Here is a 24,609-nt window from a genome sequence, read left to right as displayed (position 1 = left end):
CGTTTGGCCGATACTCGACTCCTCTAACCATCATGAAGGGGTGGTGCCACCCCTTCATGATGGTTAGTAGGAACTTGGGAGGGCCAGAACGGACCATTCGGCCACTGTATCTGCTCGGATGGAAGCGACTTGAACCTCACCTGGCGAGGGCTTGTCCATGAAACCGATGATATTGAGAAGCGTGGTTTTTCCAACTGCCAGTGGGGCCGAACATCACCGGCTTGCCTTGATCGATGACACTTGACAAGAAACGGGCCAGGGTTTAGCTAGAAACAGCTTGGCCAATCAACCAAGGAGAGATCATGGCAACACTGACAAAATCACGACTTGAAGACTTCACCGAACGGGCGATGGTCATGAAGGCCATGGCTCATCCTTCGCGACTTCTGATGATCGACGAGCTTTCGAGAGGGGAGCGTTGTGTCTGCGAGTTGACCGAACTCGTGGGCCATGACATGTCTACGGTCTCCAAGCATTTGTCATTGCTCAAAAAGGCGGGCATTGTGGAAGATGACAAGCGTGGTCTCCAAGTCTATTACCGGCTCAAAGTACCTTGTGTGCTTAATTTTTTTCATTGTATCGAGTCTGTCATTCAGGCCAGGAAATGCTGATTTTTTTTACAATTAACTTGGCAAAACAGCCAACTGTTGAGTAAAGTCAGGAGGTTCATTGTCCATGCTCTGGAAAAAAGAATGGAAGCCACTGCTCATCATGGTGGGCATTTTTCTGGCCTTCTTTTATCTGCCCCTGGATTGGGAGCGATTCACCAATTCCATTTTCGAAGCCCTCTACCTCACGAAGTGGTATGCTCAGGAGCACGTCCTTCTGTGTCTGGTTCCGGCGTTCTTCATTGCCGGAGCCATAGGTGTTTTTGTCAGTCAGGCTTCGGTCATGAAGTACCTGGGGCCAACGGCCAACAAGGTTTGTGCATACGGTGTCGCCTCATGTTCCGGGTCGATACTGGCCGTTTGCTCCTGCACCATCCTGCCCCTGTTCGCCGGCATCTATCGCATGGGTGCTGGACTTGGTCCGGCTTCGGCCTTCCTCTATTCAGGGCCGGCAATCAACATTCTGGCCATCATTCTCACAGCGCGCATCCTCGGCCCCCAGCTTGGTCTGGCCCGCGCTGTCGGCGCCATACTCTTCAGCGTGATCATCGGCCTGTTGATGCACTTCATCTATCGCAAGGAGGAGTGTGAAAAGGCGGCGCAGATGGCTGCCATGCCGGAACCAGAGGTGGAGCGCCCCTTGTGGCAGAACGCAGTGTACTTCGCCACCATGATCGGCGTGCTCGTTTTCGCAAACTGGGGGGCGCCTGCCGAGGATACAGGGTTGTGGGCCGGCATATACAGCGCCAAATGGATCCTGACCTCCCTGTTTGCGCTGGGCTTCGCAGCCACCCTTGTCGCCTGGTTCAAGGTCAAGGCGCTGCATGGAATCCTGGCGGCGCTGCCCGCTGTCATTATCGGACTCCTTTTCCCTGATTCGCCGCAAATCGCCTTTGTCGCTGGCGTCATCGGCCTGAGCGTGCTCACCAGCACCCGGGAAGACGAGCTTGGCGAGTGGTTCGGCCAGAGCTGGGGGTTCGCCAAACAGATCATGCCCCTGCTGCTTTATGGCGTGCTCATTGCCGGCGCCCTGCTGGGACGCCCCGGCAACGAGGGGCTGATACCTTCAGAATGGGTGGCTGCGGCCGTTGGGGGCAATTCCATGCTTTCCAATTTCGTGGCCTCGTTTGCCGGCGCGTTCATGTACTTCGCCACCCTGACCGAAGTGCCCATTCTCCAGGGGCTTATCGGCAACGGGATGGGACAGGGGCCGGCATTGGCGCTGCTGCTGGCCGGCCCTGCGCTGAGCCTGCCCAACATGCTCGTCATCCGCAGCGTCATGGGGACGCAGAAGACCTTTGTTTTCGTCACTCTCGTGGTCATCATGGCCACGCTGAGCGGCATCATCTATGGAACCATAGTCACCTGATAAAGGAGTAGACAATGAAAAAGATTCTTGTTCTTGGAACGGGCTGTCCCAAATGCGAAAAGCTGAAAAAGGACGTCGAAACCGTTGTCTCGGAGCTGGGCATCGACGCCGAAATCGACAAGATCACCGACATCCAGCAGATGATGCAGTACGGCGTGATGACCACCCCAGCCCTTGTGGTGGATGGAGAGGTCAAGGCGGCTGGCAAGTCGCCTTCCACTGACGAACTTAAAAAAATGCTCAGCTGATTTCGAGGTCGGTTTATTTCCAATCTCCATGTCATCCCTGGCCCTGTTGCTGCAGGGCCAGGGATGAGGAAGATATATGTGCGTTGCCCAGTAATCTGTGTTTTTTATAACAATCAAACATAACGGAGATTATCACAATGAGTTGTGAATGTGCCTGCAGTGCAGCCCCAAAGCTGATCTTTTCATGTTCCGGTGGAGCCGACGTCGGCGCACTGGCAGACCTGGCAGCCAGGAAGCTGACCCGCGACGGCTGCGGCAAGATGTATTGTCTGGCGGGCATCGGCGGCAGAGTTTCAGGGATTATGAAGACCACTGAAGCCTCGTCGATGATTCTGGCCATCGACGGCTGCCCCCTGGATTGTGCCAAGAAGACCCTTGAGGCGGCTGGCTTCGCCAATGTCAGCCACTTGCGTCTGTCCGACATTGGATTCGAAAAGGGGCGTTCAGAGCCCAGCGAAACCACCATCTCGCTGGTGGTCCAAAAAGCAATGGAGCAACTTGCATGACAAGGAAACTACGAATTTTTTCTTTTTCAGGACTTGTTGCGCTGCTGGTGATCGCGACAATCTGGGGGGCGTTGTTTTTCACTTCTGACAAACAAGGCATGCCTTTATCCGCCCATGCTGACCAGACGCCCTCCATCCCTGTGCCAGGCACCGTGACCATGGTGGACCTTGGCGCCAAGAGCTGCATTCCCTGCAAGATGATGGCCCCCATCCTCGAAGAGTTGAAAAAAGAATATGAAGGACGCGCAGCAATCCTCTTCATCGATGTCTGGAAAAACAACGATGCGGCCAAGGAATTCGGCATCAAGGCCATTCCCACCCAGATATTCTATGACGACCAGGGCAGAGAGCACATGCGCCATGTCGGCTTCATGGATAAGGAGTCCATTGTTGCTGTGCTGGAAAAGCTGGGAGTTGAATGACCATGGAGCAGCTATTTCTCGCCATCAATTCCTGGATGTCCGGCGGATTGCTGCTGGGCGCCCTGGGATGTTTCCTGTGGGGAGTTGTCAGCGTGCTCTTCAGCCCCTGCCACTTGGCGTCCATCCCGCTCATCGTTGGTTATGTCGGGGGGCAGGACGCAAACATCGAAAGCCGCAAGGCCTCACTCTATGCCGTGCTGTTCACCACCGGCTTGTTCATCACCATAGCCGTCATCGGGATCGTCTGCTCCCTGCTGGGACGGATGCTGGGGGATGTCGGCCCCTATTGGACAATCCTTATCGGGCTGGTCCTGATCTGGCTGTCTCTGGACATGCTGGGCGTCCCCACATGCTCCCTTTCCGGCGGTCTCATGGGACGCCTCAGGCTCAGAGGCTTGTGGGGCGCTTTTGCCCTGGGGCTTGCCTACGGCGTTTTGTCCGGATCGTGCACTTTCGGGTTCATCGCCCCCATCCTGGCAATCATCACGGTGCAGGAAAAGGTCGTCACCGGCGTCATCTTCATCATCCTGTTCGGGATAGGGCACTGCATTCCAATTGCCGTCGCCGGCAGCTCCACGGCCCTGGTCAAGCGGTTTCTGGCCAACAGCGCATGGCAGCGGGGCGGTGTGTTTTTTCGCAAGCTCGCAGGTGGACTCATCGGACTGCTCGGAGTGTATTTCCTGGCGTATCCCTTTATTCAAGAGATCTAAGGCGGTGCAATGTATAGGATATTATTTTTTCTGGCTATCCCCTTGTTGTTGGCAACCGGAACGGTTGCAAGAGCAGAAACCACAAATCCTCTCGTGCGGATACTCTACACCGCCAATGGTTTTGGCTACTTTCATCCGTGCCCCACGTGAGGCAGCAGAACAATCGGCGGAGTGGCCCGGAGGGCTACCATCATGAAGCGGCTGCGGCAGGAGGTTGGTTCGGATCGGGTTGTCGCCATATGTGGGGGGTTCGAATTCCTGTCCCCTGAAGGAGCGCCCGCGTCAGACTACTTTCCTGATAAATTCAAGACACTGTATCAAGTGCTGGATTACGACGTTGTCCACCTTGCTCCAGTCGAATGGCGATGGCTCCAGAAAAAGGCAGTGGATCTGCCTGAGCATTGGAAAGAGGCGAGCGGCAGACGCAATTTCGAAATGTTGAACGTCGACGGCGTAACGCTGGCTTTTGTCTTTGTCCCAACCATTGATGGGCCTGACATGGAAACTGCCGCACAGCAGTTCGTTGTGGAGCAGGTCGCAGAGGCCAAAAAGACAGCTGACGTCATTGTGGGCATAAGCCATCTCGGGTCGCCTTACGAGGAACGTCTTTTAAAGGCGCACCCGGATTTGTTTCACATCCTGCTTGGAAGCGGCGCAGGCAGAAGCAACGACGGTTTGCAACGCAGACCTGGAGAAACGCTCTGGCTTCGTCCATACTACAAAGGGGCAGTGGTTTCGCGAATCGACATAAAAAGAGCCCCAGAAAGAAGGCCTGACTCGAATTTTCCTGACTCCTGGACCATTGGGGCTGACTATGTAGTCGATGTCAAGCCTCTATACGATGATATTCCAGGTTCAACACAGGTTCTGGAGCTTATGCAAAACAATTGACGCTGGGAGTTGCAGAATGCTTGTATTTGCAAGGGTGTTTCTACAGATGTTGTGCATTGCAGCTGTCTCCGTTGTTCTGGCTCTGGGCTCTAATGCACTTCGCCCCCACGGCCTGCCGCTGCTTCATGCCGAGGAAAGCGCCGTTGACCTGAACAATGGGGCCGACACGGTTTCGGTCAAAGACGCCGCCATGCTTTTCCTGTCCGGCAGAGCCGTGTTTCTCGATGCGCGCTCGCGCTTCGAATACGAGGATGGCCACATCCAGGGCGCCGTGTCCGTACCTGCCGAGGAGTTCGGCTTTCTTTTGGACGACCTGAAACCGAAGCTCCAGGGCAAGGACGCGATCATCACCTACTGCGACGGGGAGCGCTGCCCCTTGAGTCATGAGCTCGCCACGTCGCTTCGCGGGGCAGGGTTCGACAACGTCCGAGTCCTGGTCAACGGCTGGACCCTCTGGAACAGGGAAGGGCTGCCTGTCACCACAAAGGGGCAATAGCCATGGCAGGTGTTTTCAATCTGAAGAATGCAGACATTCTCCTGCGTCTCGCACTGGGCGGGATCTTTATCGCTGCCAGTGTTGATAAAATCCTGCACCCCGCCGCATTCGCGAGCATCGTGCGCGACTACAAAGTCCTGCCGGACACCCTGAGTAACTTGGCGGCCCTTGTCCTGCCCTGGCTGGAGCTGGTTCTTGGCGCGCTGCTGCTGGCCGGGGTCTGGCGCGCAAGCGCCCTTGTTCTGGCGAACCTGCTGCTGCTGCTCTTCTGGACCACTTTGCTCGTGAATTTCTTCAGGGGAATTGATGTGGGGTGCGGCTGCTTTTCCACAAGTGCGGTACAGGAGCACAGCATGCTCTGGTATGTTGTCCGCGACGGGCTTTTTGTGGCGCTCGGCATTGGCGCTGCCCTAGTGTACCGGAAGCTTTCGACACAAGGAGAAAGAGCATGCGCCTCGCGCTTTTCTTGCTAATTTGCGCAGCGTTCGTGTCTGAGGCCGCCATCGCCGGGGCGATACCGCAACAGATCGTGGTCATATCCATCGATGCGCTGCATCCCGACGCTGTGACCCCGACTGCCGCCCCGCTTCTGCATGCCCTCGCCCGGGAAGGAGCGGCCAACTTCGATGCGCGCAGCGTGACCCCGCCCCGCACACTTGTGGCCCACACGGCCATGATCACCGGCCTAGCCCCGGAAGACGGTGGCAGGACCGACAACTCATGGCGCCCGGGAGAGTCTCGCGTTCAGGGGGAGACGCTTTTTCATAAAGCAAAAGCCCTTGGTTACAGAACGGGCTTTTTCTACGCCAAAGAACGCCTGGGGCATCTGGTTTCGCCGGCGGTCGACGAGTCCGAGTTGACAGTGTTTCCTGAACAGGAAGCCCTGAATTTCCTTCAGGCAGAAAAGGCGTTTGCTTTCGTGCACCTCAGTGGACTCGACCAGGCAGGCCCCCGCTTTGGCTGGCTCTCCCCCGAGTATATGGAAGAGCTCGGCTTCATCGATGAATACCTGCGCCCCCTTGTGGCGCATCTGCGGAAAACAGACAGCTATCTACTGATCGTTCTCGCTGACCACGCCGGACACGACAAGCAGCATGGAACCTCGCACCCTGAGGATTTCAAGATTCCACTGATCATTGCTTCTGATACGTGCAACGTGGAAAGCGGGTCGACACAAGATTTCCGGGTTGACCAGCTTCCGGAATTATTCAGCGAAATACTTACCCAATGCAGTCCAATGGATTGAGGCAGGGTAAGGAAATGTCTCAACCACGAGCGAAATAAATTTCCAAATTTTGTCAGACTGTTGGGATTGTCACAATTGCAGCACGGCGATCTATAAACACGTAACCTTTTATTTTGAACGGAGGATACCATGCGCTTTCTTGCCCAACTTTTTCCAGAATTCACCGAACACCTCGACCAGATGGACACTCTTTATCAGGAAAAGCGGAGCATCGACGAAAAGACATACCAATTCATCTGTTTCGCCCTGTCCATCAAAGCACGTTCTAAGCCTTGCGTGCTAAAGCACTTCAAAGGCGCCCTGGATGCAGGTGCGAGTCTCAAGGAGTTGGCTTACATCCTCGCATTGGTCATGCGCGAGGCTGCAGGCGCTGACGACTGCTGGACACACGATGTCCTTGGCGATATTCAGGACATAATGGCTGGCAATATCGAGTGTGACTGCCAGAAGTAAACGACTATTCCAAGGCTGGCTCCTGCAAGTCAGAGGTGCCAGCCTTGGCCATCCTCTTCTGGTCCTGGATTCATGTCGGAAACAATGGCGCCTTGGCATTGAAGACTCAAACACGCCGGTGTACTTGCCCGTGGTTGCCTATTCTTCATCTTGACATATCCGCATGTGAGGATATAAGAATTTTTTGTCCATCACCAACAATTGGAGAACTGTCGATGAAGAACGACATTCGCACAAATGTTTCCAAGGCTTACGCAGCCTCGCTAAGCAAAGCCCAGCAAGGCTTGGGAAGCTGCTGTTCTTCTTCCAGCTGCTGCACCGCAAGCCAGCTAGCAGGATACGGCAACGAGGCGGCAGTCCATGAGCAAGCCGCGCAGAACTCTTTCGGTTGCGGCAACCCCCTGGCTTTCGCAAACGTGCAACAAGGTGAAACAGTGCTCGACTTGGGTGCTGGGGCAGGGTTTGACCTGCTCATCGCGGCTGACAAGGTCGGAACTGACGGACATGTCATCGGTATTGACATGACCGACGACATGCTCGAAGCGGCGCGCCAAAATGTTGTTCAAGCCGGGAAAAGCAACATCGAGCTGCGCAAAGGGTTCATTGAGGAGCTTCCTGTAAAAGACGCCTCCGTGGACTGGGTCATCTCCAACTGCGTGATCAATCTCTCCCCCGACAAGCCGGCTGTATTCAGAGAAATAGCCCGTGTGCTTAAACCCGGGGGCTCCATTTCCATCTCGGATATCGTGGCTGAAACACTTCCTCCCATTGTCCAAGCGACCCCAGATGCCTATTACGCCTGCATTGGCGGCGCCATCCCTGAATCAGACTATATTCAGGGGCTGAAAGAAGCTGGTCTGGATGATGTCACAGTGACTCAGCGCATTGTCTACACTGCTGCGCAACTTGTGGAGATGATGGCAGGGAGTTCCACACTCCCGGCACTCATGCGGGAGCTGGAAGATTGTGCAGGGGCAATCTGGAGCGCAAGATTCGAGGCTCGCAAGCCATTGGACATATAATGGAAAAACTGGCTTTCTATTTCAAAGCGCTGAGCGACCCGACACGGCTGCGCATCCTTGCCTGCCTGAAAAATGGGGAGTTGTGTGTCTGCAACCTTATGGAAGCCCTGGACATGCCACAGTCCACCATATCCCGACACCTGGCCACGCTCAGGCACGCTGGACTGGTCTCCGGCCGTCGAGGGGGCAAGTGGATGTACTACCAGCTTGCAAAACCCGATTGCCTGCTTTGCGCAAGCGTGCAGAACCTGCTCGTAGCCTGCGACTCCGACCTGCATGCAATGCCCCAGGCCCTTGAGGATGCGGTGCGGCTTCGACACCACATTGAAACAGAATCGACAGCATCATGCGCCAACATATGACGTAGGGGAGTCTTCAATGAGCGAATCCGTCGTCAAAAAGCTTTCCTTTCTCGACCGCTATCTGACGCTCTGGATATTTCTGGCCATGTTCGTTGGTGTCGGCGGCGGATATCTTTATCCGGATATCAAGAACGTCATCAATTCTTTCCGGATGGGCACGACAAACATCCCCATCGCCATCGGGCTCATTCTGATGATGTATCCGCCCCTGGCCAAAGTAAAATATGAAGACCTCGGGCAGGTTTTCAAGAACGTCAAGGTACTCTCCTTGTCGCTCGTACAAAACTGGGTCATCGGCCCCATCCTCATGTTCGGCCTGGCCATCACCTTCTCTCCGGCTACCACGAATACATGGTGGGGCTGATCCTCATCGGGCTCGCCAGATGTATCGCCATGGTCATCGTCTGGAACGACCTGGCCAAGGGGGATACCGAATATTGCGCCGGGCTGGTCGCCTTCAACTCCATTTTTCAGGTGATCTTCTTCTCAGTGTATGCCTACCTGTTCATCACGGTGCTGCCCGGCTGGTTTGGCCTGCAGGGTGTCGTGGTGGACATCTCCATCGGACAGATCGCTGAAAGCGTCTTCATTTACCTGGGTATTCCGTTCATCGGCGGCCTGCTCACCCGGTTCTTTGGCCTGAAGCTCAAGGGCCGGGACTGGTACGAGAACACCTTCATCCCCCGTATCAGCCCCCTGACGCTTGTCTTTTTGCTGTTCACGATCCTTGTGATGTTTTCCCTCAAGGGAGAGAAGGTCATCGAGCTCCCCTTGGACGTCATCCGCATCGCGATTCCCATGACCATCTACTTCCTGGTCATGTTCCTCGTCTCGTTTTACCTCTCCTACAAGGCCGATGCCACCTATGAGCAGGCCACCACCTTGAGCTTCACCGCCGCGTCCAACAACTTCGAACTCGCCATCGCAGTGGCCATCGCCGTTTTTGGCATTGATTCCGGCGAAGCCTTTGCAGCGGTCATCGGCCCCCTTGTGGAGGTGCCCGTGCTCATCGCCTTGGTCAATGTGGCGCTGTTTTTCAAACGCAAGTATTATCCTTATATCGTGAACACCCCCACTGGAGTCTGCCATGTGTCGTGCAAGGCAGGGGTGGAGACATCCGATGCTTGAACAGGTGCACCAAAGCAATGCTCTGCGTCCTGCAGTGCAGCGCCGGTTTCCTACCTTGTTGCAGGTCGAGGTCACAACTCGCTGCAACATGCGCTGCGCAATGTGTGTGAAAAGCGCTTCAGGCTGCAACATTCCTGAGATGCACATGCCCATGGAGCTGTTCACCAGAATCGAATCCGCCCTGCCGCATTGCAAGGGGCTCGTGCTCAACGGCATCGGCGAGCCCCTGATGCATCCGCAGTTGCCTGAAATGGCCGCATTCGCCCGGGAGCATCTGCCCCGTGACGCCTGGATGGGGTTCCAGAGCAACGGGCTGCTCCTGACTCCCTGGCTGGCCAGGGAGCTTATCCAGGCGGGGGTGGACACGGTGTGTCTGTCCTTAGACGCCCTGGCGCCTTACAGTGCGGACAAAGAACTCCACGGACAGCAGCACGTTTCCAGGCTGGAGGAAGCCTTTGCCATGCTGCGCGACGCCGGCAAGCATGCCGGCCAAACACTTCGCTTGGGCGTGGAGTTCGTGCTCATGGCCGACAACTGTTGGCAGCTGCCCGCGGTTGTGCGCTGGGCTGCCCGCCAGGGTGCGCAGTTCGTCATCGTCTCCCACGCCCTGGCCTATGACGCAGCCATGGCGGCGCAATCGCTTTTCAACCCCAACACCCCAAAGGCCACTGCCATATTCGAGGAGTGGAAGATTAAGGCACTGGAAGAGAGAGTGGACTTCCACCGCTTTCACAATGTAATCTGGAAATTCAAGAAAAGCCCGCAGGAAAAGCGGCTGGTGGAGCTTGTCCAGGCAATGCAGGAAGACGCCCAGCGCAGGGGCGTCTGGATTCATCTGCGACACCTGCTTGACTGGGACAAACGCAGCCAGAAGCCCTTGAAGCAACTATTCGAGGAAGCCAGGCACCTGGCACAATCTGGCGGCATGGAGTTGCACCTGCCCCCTTTGCTGGCTTCCGACGAACGGCATTGCCATTTCGTGGAGCAGGACGCCACTTTCGTGACCGTGGAAGGCAATGTGGCGCCCTGCCAGTTTCTTTGGCACGAGGTCTCCTGCCACATGGACGGCGAGGCCAAGCGTATCAAGCCGTGGCACTTTGGGAATATTGGCCAGACACCCCTTGAGGACATCTGGTCCAACGATTCGTATTATGATTTCAGGCGTGAAGTGCTCAAATACGAATATCCCTATTGCTCCAACTGTTCGTTCGTGCCTTGTGACGACATTGTCGGCAGTTCCTATCCTTTTGAAAGCGATTGTCTCGGGCACGCCATCCCCTGCGGCCATTGCCTCTGGTGCATGGGGGGACTACAGTGCCTGCTCTGAAACACCATCAACCCAAGCAAGGAGACTTCAGTCATGCACAAGGTTCTGTTCATTTGCGTTCACAACAGCGCTCGCAGCCAGATGGCCGAAGAATATGTCAAGAAACTCGGCGGGGACGAGTTCATGGTCGAGAGCGCCGGTTTCGAGCCAGGCGTGATCAACCCCCTGGTGGTGGAGGCCATGGCCGAAGAGGGGGTGGACCTTTCACAAAAACAGACGCAGAGCGTGTTTGAACTTTTCAAGAAAGGGCGCATCTTCGACTACGTGATCACTGTCTGCGACGAGTCCGAGGGCGGCAAGTGCCCCATTTTTCCTGGCATGACGCACAGGCTGCACCTGCCTTTCCCCGACCCCTCGCAGCTTGAAGGAAGTCATGAAGAGAAGCTGCAGCAGGTGCGCGCAATCCGGGACCAGATCAAGGGCATGGCCAGGGAATTCGTGGACTGGGTTAACAGTGACGAGAAAAAGCCCCTTTCCAAAATCTGGGGGCACAAGGACCTTACATAGATAGTACAGTTGCTATAAGCTGTTTGCTTTTTCGCAGGAGTCGTGGACAGATGCTTTCCATGCGCTTAATTTATTGCATTTTTATAATCATAACGGCACTTCTTGTGCTTGTTTCCTGCGATTCCGGTTCAAACGAGCAGCAACGTATCGTGGTTGACTTCTCTGGCCCCACATTGGAGTCTGTAGGAGTTGCGCCGCAGGGGCAGGCGCCGGTGTTGCGCGCAGCTGTGGGGGCAATGATTTCCCCAAAACAGACCTACCTTCTTTACAGGGACCTTTTCGCCTATCTGAGCGAACAGGTTAATCGCAGGCTCTTTTTTGTCCAACGCAAGACATACAGAGAGGTCAATGGCCTGTTTGGCAGCGGTGAACTCGACCTGGGTTTTGTCTGCACAGGGCCATATGCCTCCGGCAGCCAAAAATACGGATTTGAACTCCTTGCCACACCAGAAATCGATGGCAGCCACTTCTATCACGCGTACCTTATAGTTGGTGCAGACAGTGACGCCCAAGAGTTCGAAGACCTACACGGAAAAACATTTGCCTTTACCGATCCCGACTCGAATACAGGATACATGGTACCGCTGTATTGGCTGCAACAGTTGCATGCAACGCCCAGGTCTTTTTTTGCCAGAACGCTTTTCACTTACAGCCACGACAACTCCATAGTCGCTGTTTCTCAAGGCCTGATCGATGGCGCCAGCGTTGACAGTCTGATCTGGGAGCACATGGCAGCCACACATCCTGAAATAACGTCCAGGACGCGTGTCATCAAGGTCTCAGAGGCATTCGGCGTCCCTCCTGTTGTCGCAGCTTCGTCATTGCCTCAGGACCTGCGGAATCAGCTGCAGACAGTATTGCTTGAGATGCACACTACAGCGCAAGGACAAAAAATCCTGAGTGAATTGAAGATAGACCGCTTCACTGTCCCACAAGAGGGGTGGTATGAGTCTATTCGACAGATGCTGCAACAATTGCAGGAAACAGGGGCGCTCGATGTCGTCACTCAGCCTTAGAAGTCGTATCGCCATTCTTATTGCCAGCCTTGTGCTGACAAGCTCAGCGCTTCTGACCATCCTTGCAACCCACAGGTATGCATTCAGCCTGCACTCTGAACTGCAAGCCACAGCAGAGAACCTGGCGCTCAGCCTCTCCCAGCAGACAACCGACTTCATTCTCATCAACGACATCGTCTCCTTGCAAAAGCTCATAGCTCAGGAGCAGCGTAATCATCCGGATATTATCTATATTTTCGTGCTCCAGGACAACGAAGTCCTGGCCAGCACCATGGATTCCGGGGTGCCCGTGGCTCTTGGGGAGGCCAATATCCCTGACTCGCCGCAGCATGGCAGGATGCTCTACATCACGTCAGAAGCAGGGGAAGAGTATCTGGACATTGCCTGGCCAATTTTCGAGGGCAAGGCCGGAATTCTTCGCATGGGATTCTCCGAAAAAAGACTGTTCGCCAATGTGGGTGAGCTCTGGCGCGAAACAGCTCTTCTCGCAGGCTGCATTCTTATCGTCGCCCTTTTTGCTGGCTTCGCATTTACCAGGCGTCTGACAACACCCCTGCAGGAACTTGTGCAAGCCACGAAGGAACTGGACGCCAGCAACTTCGAAAAAAGAGTGAAAATCACGAGCAACGACGAGATTGGCAATTTGGGCCAGTCATTCAATCACATGGCCCAGAGATTGCAAAAATACGTTACCCGTATTGAAGAACAGGCTTCGGATCTCGAACGCCTCTACATGCAGCTTTCTATGGCTTATGAAGTCATTCACAAGGCTTCCACCCTTCGCGGGCTGCACGAGATTGGCGCATTTGTCCTGGAAAGTGTGCGTGAACGCATCACCTGCTCTGAAATGACCCTCTTCGTTCTTGATTCCACTTGCAGCAACATTTTTATAATCTCAGCGAATGAAAGCTCCCGCAAACATTGTCCTGAGATCGCCAGAAACATACAAAGCAGTTTACGGACACTGCCGCCTTTTGTCTTGAGTTTCGAGCATGACATCTCTCCGGAAATACTTCCGGCCCATGAAATTGCTGAAAAGAAACAGGGTATTATCCCATTGCATTGTGAAGGACAGCTATGCGGATTCCTGGCAATTTTCTGTCCCAGGTCTTGCAGCTGTTCACTGCTTGAGGCGGATTTCGTGGCCCTTGTCTTGGCGCATACCGCTCCCAGCATTGTCAGGGCTGCGCGACAGGAGGAGGAGATCAAACGGCTCACATCTCGCCTGGAAAGTGTGCCGGATTATTGCGGCATAGTGGGGCGTGACGCGTCAATGCAGGTGATCTACAAGCTGATCGAAGACGTCGCCCCAACTGATGCAACCGCCCTTATTCAAGGGGAAAGCGGCACCGGTAAAGAACTTGTGGCCAGGGCTATACACGAAAAGAGCAACCGCAAGGACAAACCTTTTGTGGTCATAAACTGCTCGGCATACCCGGAAACCCTGCTGGAGAGCGAGCTTTTCGGTCATGAAAAAGGTGCTTTTACCGGAGCGTTGAAGCAGCGTGCCGGACGTTTTGAGCAGGCTGACGGCGGCACAGTCTTTCTTGACGAAATCGGGGAAATCTCCCTGCAAGCCCAAGTGAAGCTGTTACGAGTGCTGCAGACACGACAACTCGAGCGGCTGGGCTGCGACACGACCATCCATGTGAATGTACGGATCATTGCCGCCACCAACAAAGATCTGTTGCAGGAAGTCAAGACTGGCGCTTTCAGGGAAGACCTGTACTACCGGCTGGACGTCGTCTCAATGTCACTGCCCCCTTTGCGGGAGCGAGGCAACGACATTCAGCTTCTGGCGCAACACTTCCTGGAATCTTTTGCGGCAGAGCAAGGAAAACTTGTCACGAGCATCGGCCCAAGAGCCATGCGCATGCTCCTGGATTACGACTGGCCGGGGAATGTCCGGGAACTTGAGAACGTCATGGAGCAAAGCGTTATCGTTGCCAGAGCCTCGACAATCCACCGGGAAGACTTGCCTTCCAAGCTGCAGCAGGGAGCGGCTTCTGTGAAGCACAGTACAATCCTGGACCATGAGCGCAATCTACTGCTCGAAACCCTTGAGGAATGCAATTGGAATAAAAGCCATGCAGCAGAGCGGCTCGGCATTGGCCGCAGTACATTGTACGCGAAGTTGCGCAAATTTCGCATCACCTCCCCTGATGATCGTGTCTGAAGCCTGCACAGTCCAGAAGACAAAGCTGATTGTGTCCTGTTCATGGTCGCATTCAACATGTTTTAATTTATAGCTATTTCGAGTATGGCCACTTCAGGTGTCCAAATCAGGAACACCACTCCCCTTTTGTGACGACTTCTTGAGCCGCTACATCTTTTTGTTTCTTTTGAAACAATTACAGTATTTCAAGATGTTAGTGCGTTCAGCTTGAATACCTTCATTGTTCCCGAGAATGCTGGCTCTGTTCTTGCTAAGATTCATAGCGTGCAAGTAGGTTTTCCAACATTTCAAACTAGGCCCAAGGATCCAGTTTCATGGAAGAAAGCATGATCGCGGTTGCCATAAAGGACGACAGAGAGGCGGACCATGTCTGCTCCCTTGTGGCTCAAGTCGGGGTAACGTGCGCCCGGCTCGACCCGGATAGGCTTCTTGCAGACTCCGCCCAGCAGGGCAAAAAGTTGGTGGCTCTAGTGGCGCGGGTTGAGGACTGGCCCTTGGCTCCACCTTTTTTTCGCAAACTGGAACAGGCGCTGCCCAATCTCAGGGTCGTTGTTCTTTCAAACAGCGCCGCCCACCCGGAACTGAAGCAGGCAATTAGAAGAAATATTTTTTCCTGTCTGCTCGCGCCCTATGATGATGAACTTACATTCTGCCTGCGCAGCATCCTCAGGGCGGTGAAAAGCGACTGAATTGAAGCACAGGAACCTGCCTGAGAGGCCTGCGTCGTGGATACTGCATGGGAATGCGCCCTGACACACTCTACGACGTATTGTTTGAATAATTTCCAGCCGCTTGGAGAGAGTGACATGCAAAAAATCCTGATTATCGGCGCGGGTGCAGGGGGCACGATCATGGCAAACATGCTTCGCAAAGAACTCAGCGAAGAAAAGGCCTCCATTACCATTCTGGACAAGGACGAAATCCATCATTACCAGCCTGGCTATCTTTTCATTCCTTTCTGCATTTATGGGGAGCAGGATGTTCTCAAGCCCAGACGCGAGTTCATTCCCAAGGGAGTGGAGTTCAAGGTGGACACTGTGGCCAAAATTTCCCCGGACACACGAGTGGTTGAGGGACTGGCCGGACGCTACGACTATGATTGGCTGATCATTGCCACTGGCTGCCGCATCTGCCCCGAGGAAGTGGACGGCATGATGGATGGATGGGGTTCGAGCATTTTCGACTTCTACAGCCTGCAAGGATCGCTGCAACTCCGCGACGCCCTGAAGTATTTCGAAAAAGGCAAAGTTGTCATGAACATTGCCGACGTGCCTTACAAATGCCCCATCGCGCCTCTGGAATTCGTTTTCATGGCAGACTGGTTCTTCCAGAAAAACGGCGTGCGCGATCAGGTGGAGATCGAACTGGTAACGCCACTTGGAGGTGTCTTCACCAAGCCCGTGGCCACAAAGATTCTGAGCCGGGTTGCCGAAGAAAAGAACGTCAAGGTCACCTCAAACTTTGTTCTCTCACACGTTGACGCAAAGGAGCGCTTTCTGGAGGCAGGAGACGGACGCAAGGTGGACTACGACCTGCTGGTATCCATCCCCCCGAACCTGGGCGACAAATGTATCACCGAGTCCGGCCTGGGCGACCCCCTTGGTTTCATGCAGACAAACAACCACACGCTGCAAGCCGAGGGGCTGGAGCGGGTTTACGTCATTGGCGACGCCACCAACATTCCAGCCTCCAAGGCCGGCTCCACAGCCCACTACGCCGCTTCCACCGTCCTCGAGAACATCGTGCGCGAAATCGACGGCCACCCCCCGCGCGAAACCTTTGACGGCCATGCTACCTGCTTCCTCGCATCGGGGAGCGAGAAGGCCATCCTGCTCGACTTCAGCTACAAGGTGGAGCCGCTTCCCGGCATGTTCCCCTTCCCAGGCCTGGGTCCCTTCAGCCTGCTCAAGGAAAGCCTTCCCAATTACTGGGGCAAGATGATGTTTCGCTGGGTCTACTGGAACCTGATGATGCGCGGCGAGGAACTGCCTCTCGAGCCCCAGATGAACCTGGCAGGCAAGATTCGCCAACCTGCGCAGGCCACATAAGAGAGGGCGCCATGACACAGCAAACAGAAATCCTCCAGCGTCTCGAACGAATAGAGGCAATGCTCGAACCCATGGCCGCTTCGGCGGCAAGTATGCAGGAACTGAGGAAGGATATTGCGCCGCGCGTCAACGAGGGTGTCAAGGCCCTGATCCTGGAACTTGCGGAGATCGAAGGCGATGTGCAACTCGATGAAATCCTTGCCCTCATGAAGCAGATGGCGCGCAGCACAAAAAACATCAGCGCCGGCCTGAAACACATGAATGCCTTGTTCGATCTCGTCGCCACCGCTGAACCCCTGCTCCGGACCACTGTGCCACACGCCATTGAAAAGCTGGATCAGCTTGAACGCGATAATGTCTTCAAGCTGTTGGGGACCATGCTCTCTGTCCTGCAGCGCATAGGCGGCGGCTACAGCGAAGAACAACTGCGCCAAATGGAAGAAAATCTGCCTCGCCTGGTCGCAGCTCTCGAGCTGTTGCTTGACAATCGCAGCATCGAGTTTCTTGAGCGGGCTGCCGTTGCGCCCGGCTGCATTGACTGGGAACTTGCCGGAAAGGCCGGTTTTGGATCATTGGTGCGCCAGATGCGAGACAGGAAAACACAGCAATCCATGGCCGCAATGCTGCAAATGCTGCAGGCTCTTGCGCCGCAGGAGGCGAAAGACGCATAACAAAAGGTGCAGCTCTTGGTTTGCTGGCAACGTTTTGCAGAGAGGAGCCGCAGCAACAGAAAAGTCCTGAACACTGTATGTGCATAAAGCCCCGGTTCTGACTGGAGCTGAATAACGACAAGTCCAAGGAGAGAAGAGCAAATGGCAGAGAACAACAATCGAGAAAACAAAGCGGCAGTCAAGACAGGTGTCAGTCGCAGGAAGTTCCTGAAGACCTCATTGACTGCGGGGGCAGCCTTGAGTGTAGGCTTGCCTGCGTTGCGGGCTTTTGCTCCTGCAAAAAAAGCCCATGCGGCAAATGCCGGCAAACTTGGCAAATGGCTGCCCGGAGGGTGTCAGGGGTGTACGTCCTGGTGTTCACTGCAAATCTATGTTGTCAACGGCCGGGCGGTGAAGGTGCGTGGCAATCCCAATTCCAAGGTCAATATGGGCGCCTGTTGCCCCCGCTCCCATCTGTCCTTGCAGCAGGTCTACGATCCAGACCGTATCAAGGCGCCCATGAAGCGCACCAACCCCAAAAAGGGGCGCGACCAGGATCCCGGATTCGTACCCATCTCCTGGGATGAAGCCCTGGATACTATCGCCGACAAGATCATGGAGCTGCGCAATAACAACGAGACCTACAAGTACATGCTCATGCGGGGGCGTTATACCTACATGCGTGACATTCTGTACGATTCCATGACCAAGATCATTGGTTCCCCCAACAACATCTCCCACAGCGCACTTTGCGCGGAAGCCGAAAAGTTCGGACCCTACTATACAGAGGGATTCTGGGGCTATCGCCAGTATGACATCGAAAACAGCCGCTACATCCTCCTTTGGGGCGCCGACCCCCTGGCAGCCAACCGACAGGTTTCTTACTATACAAAGGCTTGGGGCACTGCCATCCAGGAAGCCAGGGTCGCTGTTGTCGAACCCCGACTCTCATCTACTGCAATCAAGGCTGATGAATGGTTGCCCCTGAAGCCAGGGGAAGACGGCGCCATTGCCTCGGCCATTGCCCACGTCATTCTCAGCGAAGGCCTCTGGTACCGCGACTTCGTGGGCGACTTCATCGACGGCGTGAACCGATTCCGGCCTGATACCTGGGTGGACGAGACTCTTTTCGAAGAGAAATACACCTACGGCGTTGTCAAATGGTGGAATCTCGAACTGCGCGACAAGACGCCGGAATGGGCAGCTCAACGCAGCGGGGTCTCTGCAGAACAGATCAGACGGGTTGCCATGGACTTCGCCAAGGCCGCCCCTCATGCGATTTCATGGGTTGGCGGCGGCCCCGCCATGCAGGTTCGCGGCGGCTACGCCTGCATGGCCACCCATGCCCTCAACGGCCTCGTGGGCTCCTGCGATAATGTCGGCGGAACCCTTGTTTCCAACAAGGAGTACACAAGCAAGTTTCCTAAATATGACGAGTACCTGGATGATATCGCCAAGAAGGGCAAAAAGCACGAAAAGATCGACCAACGAGGCCGCCTGCAATTTCCTGCGCTCAACAAGGGAAAGTCAGGCGGCGGTGTCGTGACCAACAATGCTGCGGACGGCATCATCAACAAGGACCCCAACGAGATCAAAGTGGCCATTGCCTACATGAACAACTTCAACTTCTCTGCGCCGGAATCGCAGCGCTGGGACAAGGCGCTGGCCATGATCCCCTTCCTTGTCCACATCACCACCAACGCTTCTGAATTCTCATGGTTTGCGGACATCGTTTTGCCAGACACCCATCACTTGTTCGAAAAGTGGGGCTACACCAAGTCAACTGGCCATGCCTATCGCCATGTGCCCATCCAACAACCCATCATCAACATGCCTTTCGAGTATAAGATAGATGAGACCGAGGTTCCTTTCCTCCTCGGCAAGAAACTGGCTGAACGCGGCTTCGACATGCTGCACCGCTACCATGTGGAGAAGTTCTACGACCCGGAAACAGGCAAGGCTCCTGAAAATGAAAAGGAATTTGCCGAATTCGCCCTGAAGATGGCGACCGAGAACCTGTGGAACCCATCAAAGTACAAAGGCGGGGACCGCATCAACGGCTGGGAGGAGCTGAAACGCATTGGCGTCTGGAACTCCAATCCCTACCCCTTTCGTGCGCGCTGGGGCAAGATGAAAACCAAAACCGGCATGTTCGAGTTCTACAGTGAAACCTTGAAAGAGGCGCTGGAAAAGCATGCGGAAAAGCACGGCGTCGACGTGGATAGAGTCATGGAGGCCACCAATTACCTTGCCCGTGGTGAAATTGCTTTCGTCCCCCACTACGAAGAGCCCTTTGTCCATGGATCAGAAGAGGACTTTCCTTTTGTTTTCGTAGACCACAAGTCCCGACTGAACCGTGAAGGACGCACGCCCAACTGCAGCTGGTATTACGAGCTCAAGGATCTGGACCCCGGCGACATGGCTTATGCCGATGTAGCAAAACTCAACCCTGTAGACGCTGCAAAGCTGGGCATCAGTGCAGGTGATGACATCAAACTCCAGACTCCCGCGGGCGAGATATCCTGCAAAGCGGCCTTGTGGGAAGGTGTCCGCCCCGGCACTGTGGCCAAGTGTTACGGACAGGGGCATTGGGCTTACGGCAAGGTTGCATCAAAAGTCTTTGGAAAAGAGCCCCGTGGCGGCAACAACAACTACATCATTCCGGTCGACTATGAACGTCTGAGCGGCGCTTCTGCCTATTACGGCGTCACTCGCGTCAAGGTCGTAAAGGCCTGAGGAGGGAATACATCATGACAACCTGGGCAATGGTCATCGACCAGCAACGCTGCGTAGGCTGCGGCGCCTGTATTATCGCATGTAAAACGGAAAACAACCTCGACGAAGGCATCACCTGGTCGTACAAGATTACGGAGACGCGAGGCACGTTCCCAAATGTCCGCTACCACTATACTCCCACGCTTTGCAATCACTGCGAAGATGCGCCCTGCGCTCGCGGTTGCCCCACCAATGCCATGCACAAGGCAGAAGGCGGAATCACCATGCACGACCCTGACAAGTGCATCGGCTGCAAGTACTGCATCTATAACTGCCCCTACGGCGTCATCTACTTCAACTGGACGAAGCCGCACGCCTTCTGGAGAAACGGCAAGGCGCTGATCAAAGGCTGCACCACGTCTCCCAAGGAAGAAGTGGAAAAGATCGGCGGCAATGGCACGCCTTACTACAACCCTGAACGCGCTGACACCCTGGACGGTATCAGGCCCATGGGGGTCGTTGAAAAATGCACCTTTTGCGATCACCGCATCAAACAGGGACTTTTACCGGCTTGCGTGGAAGCCTGCCCGGCTGATGCGCGCATATTCGGCGACCTTGACGACCCGGACAGCGAAGTAAGCAAGCTCCTTGGTAAACACAAGCCCTACCGGCTCAAAGAGCACCTGGGAACGAAGCCAAAAATCTACTACATCCGCAGCTTCAACCCGGCTGGATACGCCCAGACAAAGGGAGGCCTGAAATGAACCAAATGACGAGCAATATGAAGAAACTCAACATGCCCTGGGTCACGCTGCTCAGCCTTGGCATCCTGGCAGGGCTCTTTGTCGCTTTCAAGCTGCTGTCTGGCGGACATGACATTCTGGCGGCAAACGACACCATCATCTGGACATTGCCTATCGGGTCCTACGTTTTTTTTGCCATCACAAGCACAGGCATGGGGCTGCTGGGCTCCCTGCCCAAGCTCCTGGGGGTTGAGGCCCTGAACCCCTGGGCCAGACGCTTCACATTTATGGCCATTGTCACTCTGATCGGCGCCTTTGTCTCCATCGGCCTGGAACTGGGCTCGTTGACACACATGATCTATATCATGCTTTCGCCGAACTTCTCCTCGCCTATATGGTGGATGGGCTTGCTTTACTCCCTTGAGTTAGCTCTGCTCATCATAAAATTCATTGTCGAAGGCAGGGAAGGCGGCACGCCCCCGGCCCTGTCCGCTGCTTCTGGAACAATCGGTGTCATAGCAGTTATGGTCCTCGGGAGCGTTTTCGGCATGGCAGAGTCCCGCCCGACGTATTTCGGCGCCTACATGCCAGTCTACACGTTGAGCATGTCCCTGGTCTCTGCCTGGGCTGCTGTCACGGTATACGACGCCATTGCCCCCATCGGGGGGGCCGAACCCTCTGCGGGCATGGGCCGCATCCTGAAGGCTACGCTCATACTCGCAACAGCCGTAGCCTTTGCCAGGTTGGTGCCAGCTCTTGCCAACACTCAGGAGGCATTCTCAGAAGTCACGGGAATCTGGCCTACTTTTGGCTTGCTTTTGGCCCTTCTGCTCATGCTGCCCGCCGCTTCGAAGGTAAGCCGCAGCGTCAGGGGCATTGCCGCTGGTCTTACTCTTCTCTGCGTTCTCACCTTGACCATGTCGATCATCATCTCGGGACAGGCGAGGCCCATTGGGCCCAAGGCCGAGAACCTTCCCGAGGTACTTACCTACGCCCCCAACATCTGGGAGGCCCTGGTCTTTATCTTTTCGGCGTCCGTCATAATGCTGCTTTATCACCTGGGCGACCGTTTGATGCAAATCGACCCCAAAGCTGTAGAGTCCAAATAGCACACGGTCAAAGGGGCCGGCCTTCTTGGCCGGCCCACACAAAACCTGGAGAAAACATCCATGCCCAAAATTGAAGCGCCTACAACGGTTGAGCAACAGGTCTTTTCCACCTTGGCTCTCTGCTACTACCCTCCAGACACTGCTGTTGGCGACAGAATCGACCTGCTTGAAAGGGCTCTCGCCCCTGTGGGGGGAGAATTCCACGATTTAGCCGCGAAGCTTGTGCAACAGTTCAATGAAGCCGAGTTGCAACAGCTCAAGGTGGACCAAGCCAAGCTGTTCGTCGGGCCATTCCAGCTCCTGGCCCCGCCCTTCGGCTCGGTCTATCTGGAAGATGAAGGCCTGCTCATGGGCGACTCCACCATGCACCTCAAAGATCTTTATCTTGAAGCTGATCTGGAAATGGCCGAAGACTTCAAGAATCCGCCGGACCATATTGCGGCGGAACTTGAGTTTCTGGGTTTTCTGCTGCAGATCGAAGAGCAGGCAGAACCGACAGAAAAGGCCATGTGCCAGGACCTTCGCCGGCGATTTCTCGACGAGCATCTCGGGCGCTGGTTCCAGGAGTTCACGGAAAAGGTCGTCCAGAACGCCGAGACCGATTTCTACCGGACACTCGGCATGTTGACGCGTCTCTTTGTGCAAGAGCAACTCGACGAGATCGAGGCCCTGCACGTTTCATCTCTGTAGTCCGGAGGCAGACCATGCTTGAATCCCAGGAGCAGAAACAACCGGTCATGATCGGCCAGTACACGTTTGACGAGTTCAAGGACAAAGCAAAGGATTTCCACGGCTACCCCGCCCCTGGCCTGCTGCTGGGCGCCTACATGGTGGAAGCCGCCAAGGCTCGTTTGCCTGAGGGGACGCTGTTCGAAGTTTATGTTGAAACAGCCAAGTGCCTGCCTGACGCCGTGCAGATGCTCACCCTTTGCACGTATGGCAATGGCCGCATCCATCTCGCTCACACCGGCAGATACGCCCTGGCCCTTTTCGACAAGCACACCGGCGAGGGGTGGCGCTGCGCTGTTGATCCGGACAGGCTGGCAGACTGGCCGGAAATCCAATGCTGGCTGATGAAGCTCAAGCCCAAGAAGGAACAAGATACCAAAAAGCTGTTCCATGAAATCTCCATAGCTGGCGACACCATTTGCACCCTGGAGCCCATTCAGGTGCCGCAAAGAATGCTGGGCAAACATTCATCAGGCCGCATTGCACACTGTCCGTCCTGTGGCGAGCCATACACAGCTTCAGACGGCCCCATCTGTCTTGGCTGCCTTGGCGATGTCCCCTATCTTTTTTCCGCAAGAAGAGCCGAAGGAAAGCGCCCCCGGCAAAATACTCCCAAGGCGCTGCCTCTGCAGGAGGCCGTAGGCAGGAAAGCACTTCACGACATGACGCGTGTTGTGCCCGGCGTCTCAAAGGGGCCTGCCGTCATCGCCGGCCAGGAAATCACGGCCGGTGACGTCTGCGAACTGCAACGCATGGGACGGGCTCATGTGTACGTCGAGGAAGCTTTTCCCAGCGGTGACGACTCAATACATGAGAACAAGGCCGCGCTTGATTTTGCTAGGCTCATGGCTGGCAGAAACATGGATTATTCATCCCGTCCGCGAGAAGGAAAAGTTGATTTTTTCCCGGTTATGGATGGTCTTTTCGTTGTGGATCGCCAACGACTACGAGCTTTCAACCATCTGCCAGACGTAATGTGCGCTACCAGACAGAGCGACATCTTTGTTGAAGTTGGAAGGCCTGTAGCTGGTGCGCGAGCCATACCACTGCTCCTGGATCGTAACGTATACCACCGGGGGATTGCCCTGCTTGAAAAGGGACCGCTCTTCAGCGTATTGCCTCTTAAACAAATGCACGTAGGAATTCTTGTTACAGGCACAGAGGTTTTTCAGGGGCTGATTCAGGACAGGTTCATTCCCCTTGTGCAGGGGAAAGTGGAAGCATTTGGCTGCAAAGTCACCGCAACTGACATCGTGCCTGATGATCGTAAAACCATTGCCGAGGCCGTCAGCAGGATGACATCAGCAAAAGTAGAGTTGCTGGTCACCACTGCTGGGCTTTCCGTGGACCCTGATGACGTCACACGCCTTGGCTTGCTTGACGCCGGCCTCATCGACATGATTTACGGGGCGCCATTGTTGCCAGGCGCCATGACTCTCCTGGGTCGGATCGGTGAAACTCGCGTCATGGGAGTTCCCGCCTGCGCGCTCTTCCATAAGACGACCAGCTTTGACCTGCTGCTGCCCCGAATCCTTGCTGGAAGAGCAGTTTCCCGCGCAGACCTTGCGGACATGGCTGATGGCGGCTTCTGTTTGGCGTGCAACTCCTGCACGTTTCCAAAGTGCCCTTTTGGCAAGTAAGGTGCTGGAGGTCTAAAGCATCCGTCTCTGTATCTAGATCGTGCGTTTCGGGCACTGCAAGGACGGTCCAGGGACAAAGCAGACCCTTTTCCGATTACAGGACGCTCATTTCCATTCAATGCTCAAAGGACAGTGCCCATTTCATGCCCAGACGAAGCGCTGGGCGCGGAGGAGTCGCTCCCAGAGTTCTTTGAAACGCAACGAATCCATGGCGACAGTCGTGACTTTGAGCACTGTTCTGCCCGCGAGGGTGACGATCTTGGCGGGCACGTCCACCAGTTGGCGGCGAAGCATAGTGGGGAAAGACATGACTGGCACCACAGGCTCGGACACGTCCTCCGTGAACGCCTTGAACAGAAAGAAGCCCAGGAGCATGGTGTAGTAGAAGGCGGAGTTGGGAATGAAATGCAGGAACGGCAACTCCTCGAAGCCTAAGCTCTTGAGGAATCTGTGCATCAGTTCCTCCGCGCAGCGCCGGTTGCAGGTTG

At 55.2% G+C, this 24,609-nt stretch carries 26 protein-coding genes and 1 pseudogene; 26 read left to right on the top strand and 1 reads right to left on the bottom strand.

The genetic code is table 11. The features are described 5' to 3' along the window. The first annotated feature begins 302 nt into the window (after positions 1-302). From ACZ5EH_RS03400 to ACZ5EH_RS03275, 26 genes and pseudogenes are all read left to right on the top strand, one after another. A complete protein-coding gene (locus ACZ5EH_RS03400) occupies positions 303-611 on the top strand; it encodes an ArsR/SmtB family transcription factor (RefSeq protein WP_464276726.1) in 309 nt (102 codons plus the stop codon). Between the two features lie 64 nt (positions 612-675). After that, positions 676-1,977, top strand: a complete 1,302-nt coding sequence (locus tag ACZ5EH_RS03395) for a permease (RefSeq protein ID WP_464276725.1) — start codon at positions 676-678, stop codon at positions 1,975-1,977. Between the two features lie 14 nt (positions 1,978-1,991). Further along, the gene (locus ACZ5EH_RS03390) at positions 1,992-2,225 is read left to right on the top strand and encodes a thioredoxin family protein (protein WP_464276724.1); all 234 of its coding nucleotides are present in this window, start codon (positions 1,992-1,994) and stop codon (positions 2,223-2,225) included. A 137-nt stretch (positions 2,226-2,362) separates the two neighbouring features. Next, on the top strand, positions 2,363-2,731 hold the full coding sequence (locus ACZ5EH_RS03385) for a putative zinc-binding protein (protein WP_464276723.1): 369 nt from the start codon (positions 2,363-2,365) through the stop codon (positions 2,729-2,731). A 98-nt stretch (positions 2,732-2,829) separates the two neighbouring features. Further along, positions 2,830-3,153 (top strand): thioredoxin family protein, encoded by a 324-nt coding sequence (locus ACZ5EH_RS03380; protein WP_464278258.1) that lies wholly within the window; start codon positions 2,830-2,832, stop codon positions 3,151-3,153. A 2-nt stretch (positions 3,154-3,155) separates the two neighbouring features. Continuing rightward, positions 3,156-3,863 (top strand): cytochrome c biogenesis CcdA family protein, encoded by a 708-nt coding sequence (locus ACZ5EH_RS03375; protein ID WP_464276722.1) that lies wholly within the window; start codon positions 3,156-3,158, stop codon positions 3,861-3,863. A gap of 162 nt (positions 3,864-4,025) precedes the next feature. After that, positions 4,026-4,754: a UshA-like (seleno)protein family 2 gene (locus ACZ5EH_RS03370; RefSeq protein WP_464278257.1), complete on the top strand. Its 729-nt coding sequence runs from the start codon at positions 4,026-4,028 to the stop codon at positions 4,752-4,754. Positions 4,755-4,770: 16 nt separating this feature from the next. Next, positions 4,771-5,250 (top strand): rhodanese-like domain-containing protein, encoded by a 480-nt coding sequence (locus tag ACZ5EH_RS03365; RefSeq protein ID WP_464276721.1) that lies wholly within the window; start codon positions 4,771-4,773, stop codon positions 5,248-5,250. Positions 5,251-5,252: 2 nt separating this feature from the next. Next, entirely contained in the window at positions 5,253-5,723 is a 471-nt protein-coding gene (locus ACZ5EH_RS03360) for a MauE/DoxX family redox-associated membrane protein (RefSeq protein WP_464276720.1), read from the top strand. Continuing rightward, a complete protein-coding gene (locus tag ACZ5EH_RS03355) occupies positions 5,699-6,496 on the top strand; it encodes an alkaline phosphatase family protein (protein ID WP_464276719.1) in 798 nt (265 codons plus the stop codon). The genes ACZ5EH_RS03360 and ACZ5EH_RS03355 overlap by 25 nt, the downstream gene beginning before the upstream one ends. A gap of 129 nt (positions 6,497-6,625) precedes the next feature. Further along, complete coding sequence (locus ACZ5EH_RS03350) at positions 6,626-6,949, top strand: carboxymuconolactone decarboxylase family protein (RefSeq protein WP_464276718.1); 324 nt, start codon at positions 6,626-6,628, stop codon at positions 6,947-6,949. 215 nt (positions 6,950-7,164) lie between these two features. Beyond that, positions 7,165-7,971 (top strand): arsenite methyltransferase, encoded by an 807-nt coding sequence (arsM, locus tag ACZ5EH_RS03345; protein ID WP_464276717.1) that lies wholly within the window; start codon positions 7,165-7,167, stop codon positions 7,969-7,971. Beyond that, positions 7,971-8,333, top strand: a complete 363-nt coding sequence (locus tag ACZ5EH_RS03340; protein WP_464276716.1) for an ArsR/SmtB family transcription factor — start codon at positions 7,971-7,973, stop codon at positions 8,331-8,333. The genes arsM and ACZ5EH_RS03340 overlap by 1 nt, the downstream gene beginning before the upstream one ends. 16 nt (positions 8,334-8,349) lie before the next feature. Then, positions 8,350-9,461: pseudogene (gene arsB / locus ACZ5EH_RS03335) on the top strand (ACR3 family arsenite efflux transporter). Further along, entirely contained in the window at positions 9,454-10,788 is a 1,335-nt protein-coding gene (locus ACZ5EH_RS03330; protein ID WP_464276715.1) for a radical SAM/SPASM family putative metalloenzyme maturase, read from the top strand. The pseudogene arsB and the gene ACZ5EH_RS03330 overlap by 8 nt, the downstream one beginning before the upstream one ends. Before the next feature lie 33 nt (positions 10,789-10,821). After that, on the top strand, positions 10,822-11,295 hold the full coding sequence (locus ACZ5EH_RS03325; RefSeq protein ID WP_464276714.1) for an arsenate reductase ArsC: 474 nt from the start codon (positions 10,822-10,824) through the stop codon (positions 11,293-11,295). A gap of 50 nt (positions 11,296-11,345) precedes the next feature. Further along, positions 11,346-12,311, top strand: a complete 966-nt coding sequence (locus ACZ5EH_RS03320) for a substrate-binding domain-containing protein (RefSeq protein WP_464276713.1) — start codon at positions 11,346-11,348, stop codon at positions 12,309-12,311. Continuing rightward, entirely contained in the window at positions 12,292-14,487 is a 2,196-nt protein-coding gene (locus tag ACZ5EH_RS03315; RefSeq protein ID WP_464276712.1) for a sigma 54-interacting transcriptional regulator, read from the top strand. The genes ACZ5EH_RS03320 and ACZ5EH_RS03315 overlap by 20 nt, the downstream gene beginning before the upstream one ends. A gap of 314 nt (positions 14,488-14,801) precedes the next feature. Continuing rightward, positions 14,802-15,176 (top strand): hypothetical protein, encoded by a 375-nt coding sequence (locus tag ACZ5EH_RS03310; protein ID WP_464276711.1) that lies wholly within the window; start codon positions 14,802-14,804, stop codon positions 15,174-15,176. 117 nt (positions 15,177-15,293) lie between these two features. Continuing rightward, positions 15,294-16,535, top strand: a complete 1,242-nt coding sequence (sqr, locus tag ACZ5EH_RS03305) for a type III sulfide quinone reductase, selenoprotein subtype (RefSeq protein WP_464276710.1) — start codon at positions 15,294-15,296, stop codon at positions 16,533-16,535. 11 nt (positions 16,536-16,546) lie between these two features. Continuing rightward, entirely contained in the window at positions 16,547-17,206 is a 660-nt protein-coding gene (locus tag ACZ5EH_RS03300) for a hypothetical protein (protein ID WP_464276709.1), read from the top strand. A gap of 141 nt (positions 17,207-17,347) precedes the next feature. Continuing rightward, the gene (locus tag ACZ5EH_RS03295; RefSeq protein ID WP_464276708.1) at positions 17,348-19,921 is read left to right on the top strand and encodes a molybdopterin-dependent oxidoreductase; all 2,574 of its coding nucleotides are present in this window, start codon (positions 17,348-17,350) and stop codon (positions 19,919-19,921) included. A gap of 14 nt (positions 19,922-19,935) precedes the next feature. Beyond that, positions 19,936-20,664, top strand: coding sequence for a 4Fe-4S dicluster domain-containing protein (locus ACZ5EH_RS03290; RefSeq protein ID WP_464276707.1), 729 nt, complete (start codon positions 19,936-19,938; stop codon positions 20,662-20,664). Beyond that, positions 20,661-21,752 (top strand): NrfD/PsrC family molybdoenzyme membrane anchor subunit, encoded by a 1,092-nt coding sequence (nrfD, locus tag ACZ5EH_RS03285; RefSeq protein WP_464276706.1) that lies wholly within the window; start codon positions 20,661-20,663, stop codon positions 21,750-21,752. The genes ACZ5EH_RS03290 and nrfD overlap by 4 nt, the downstream gene beginning before the upstream one ends. A gap of 60 nt (positions 21,753-21,812) precedes the next feature. After that, the gene (locus tag ACZ5EH_RS03280) at positions 21,813-22,442 is read left to right on the top strand and encodes a TorD/DmsD family molecular chaperone (RefSeq protein ID WP_464276705.1); all 630 of its coding nucleotides are present in this window, start codon (positions 21,813-21,815) and stop codon (positions 22,440-22,442) included. Between the two features lie 14 nt (positions 22,443-22,456). Next, positions 22,457-24,121, top strand: a complete 1,665-nt coding sequence (locus tag ACZ5EH_RS03275) for an FmdE family protein (protein ID WP_464276704.1) — start codon at positions 22,457-22,459, stop codon at positions 24,119-24,121. A 141-nt stretch (positions 24,122-24,262) separates the two neighbouring features. On the opposite strand, the gene ACZ5EH_RS03270 is transcribed toward ACZ5EH_RS03275, so the two are convergent. Beyond that, on the bottom strand, positions 24,263-24,577 hold the full coding sequence (locus ACZ5EH_RS03270; RefSeq protein ID WP_464276703.1) for a hypothetical protein: 315 nt from the start codon (positions 24,575-24,577) through the stop codon (positions 24,263-24,265). Between the last annotated feature and the right edge of the window lie 32 nt (positions 24,578-24,609).

The organism is Desulfovibrio biadhensis, from assembly GCF_055388615.1.
Note: the sequence above shows the minus strand (reverse complement) of the source record. Positions and strands in the feature narration are given on the sequence as shown.

What these genes read in the sequence shown, in the direction of transcription:
- ACZ5EH_RS03400 (WP_464276726.1), top strand. Translation starts at nt 303, where the DNA reads ATGGCAACACTGACAAAATCACGACTTGAAGACTTCACCGAACGGGCG.
- ACZ5EH_RS03395 (WP_464276725.1), top strand. Translation starts at nt 676, where the DNA reads ATGCTCTGGAAAAAAGAATGGAAGCCACTGCTCATCATGGTGGGCATT.
- ACZ5EH_RS03390 (WP_464276724.1), top strand. Translation starts at nt 1,992, where the DNA reads ATGAAAAAGATTCTTGTTCTTGGAACGGGCTGTCCCAAATGCGAAAAG.
- ACZ5EH_RS03385 (WP_464276723.1), top strand. Translation starts at nt 2,363, where the DNA reads ATGAGTTGTGAATGTGCCTGCAGTGCAGCCCCAAAGCTGATCTTTTCA.
- ACZ5EH_RS03380 (WP_464278258.1), top strand. Translation starts at nt 2,830, where the DNA reads ATGCCTTTATCCGCCCATGCTGACCAGACGCCCTCCATCCCTGTGCCA.
- ACZ5EH_RS03375 (WP_464276722.1), top strand. Translation starts at nt 3,156, where the DNA reads ATGGAGCAGCTATTTCTCGCCATCAATTCCTGGATGTCCGGCGGATTG.
- ACZ5EH_RS03365 (WP_464276721.1), top strand. Translation starts at nt 4,771, where the DNA reads ATGCTTGTATTTGCAAGGGTGTTTCTACAGATGTTGTGCATTGCAGCT.
- ACZ5EH_RS03360 (WP_464276720.1), top strand. Translation starts at nt 5,253, where the DNA reads ATGGCAGGTGTTTTCAATCTGAAGAATGCAGACATTCTCCTGCGTCTC.
- ACZ5EH_RS03355 (WP_464276719.1), top strand. Translation starts at nt 5,699, where the DNA reads ATGCGCCTCGCGCTTTTCTTGCTAATTTGCGCAGCGTTCGTGTCTGAG.
- ACZ5EH_RS03350 (WP_464276718.1), top strand. Translation starts at nt 6,626, where the DNA reads ATGCGCTTTCTTGCCCAACTTTTTCCAGAATTCACCGAACACCTCGAC.
- arsM (WP_464276717.1), top strand. Translation starts at nt 7,165, where the DNA reads ATGAAGAACGACATTCGCACAAATGTTTCCAAGGCTTACGCAGCCTCG.
- ACZ5EH_RS03340 (WP_464276716.1), top strand. Translation starts at nt 7,971, where the DNA reads ATGGAAAAACTGGCTTTCTATTTCAAAGCGCTGAGCGACCCGACACGG.
- ACZ5EH_RS03330 (WP_464276715.1), top strand. Translation starts at nt 9,454, where the DNA reads ATGCTTGAACAGGTGCACCAAAGCAATGCTCTGCGTCCTGCAGTGCAG.
- ACZ5EH_RS03325 (WP_464276714.1), top strand. Translation starts at nt 10,822, where the DNA reads ATGCACAAGGTTCTGTTCATTTGCGTTCACAACAGCGCTCGCAGCCAG.
- ACZ5EH_RS03320 (WP_464276713.1), top strand. Translation starts at nt 11,346, where the DNA reads ATGCTTTCCATGCGCTTAATTTATTGCATTTTTATAATCATAACGGCA.
- ACZ5EH_RS03315 (WP_464276712.1), top strand. Translation starts at nt 12,292, where the DNA reads ATGTCGTCACTCAGCCTTAGAAGTCGTATCGCCATTCTTATTGCCAGC.
- ACZ5EH_RS03310 (WP_464276711.1), top strand. Translation starts at nt 14,802, where the DNA reads ATGGAAGAAAGCATGATCGCGGTTGCCATAAAGGACGACAGAGAGGCG.
- sqr (WP_464276710.1), top strand. Translation starts at nt 15,294, where the DNA reads ATGCAAAAAATCCTGATTATCGGCGCGGGTGCAGGGGGCACGATCATG.
- ACZ5EH_RS03300 (WP_464276709.1), top strand. Translation starts at nt 16,547, where the DNA reads ATGACACAGCAAACAGAAATCCTCCAGCGTCTCGAACGAATAGAGGCA.
- ACZ5EH_RS03295 (WP_464276708.1), top strand. Translation starts at nt 17,348, where the DNA reads ATGGCAGAGAACAACAATCGAGAAAACAAAGCGGCAGTCAAGACAGGT.
- ACZ5EH_RS03290 (WP_464276707.1), top strand. Translation starts at nt 19,936, where the DNA reads ATGACAACCTGGGCAATGGTCATCGACCAGCAACGCTGCGTAGGCTGC.
- nrfD (WP_464276706.1), top strand. Translation starts at nt 20,661, where the DNA reads ATGAACCAAATGACGAGCAATATGAAGAAACTCAACATGCCCTGGGTC.
- ACZ5EH_RS03280 (WP_464276705.1), top strand. Translation starts at nt 21,813, where the DNA reads ATGCCCAAAATTGAAGCGCCTACAACGGTTGAGCAACAGGTCTTTTCC.
- ACZ5EH_RS03275 (WP_464276704.1), top strand. Translation starts at nt 22,457, where the DNA reads ATGCTTGAATCCCAGGAGCAGAAACAACCGGTCATGATCGGCCAGTAC.
- ACZ5EH_RS03270 (WP_464276703.1), bottom strand. Translation starts at nt 24,577, where the DNA reads ATGCACAGATTCCTCAAGAGCTTAGGCTTCGAGGAGTTGCCGTTCCTG.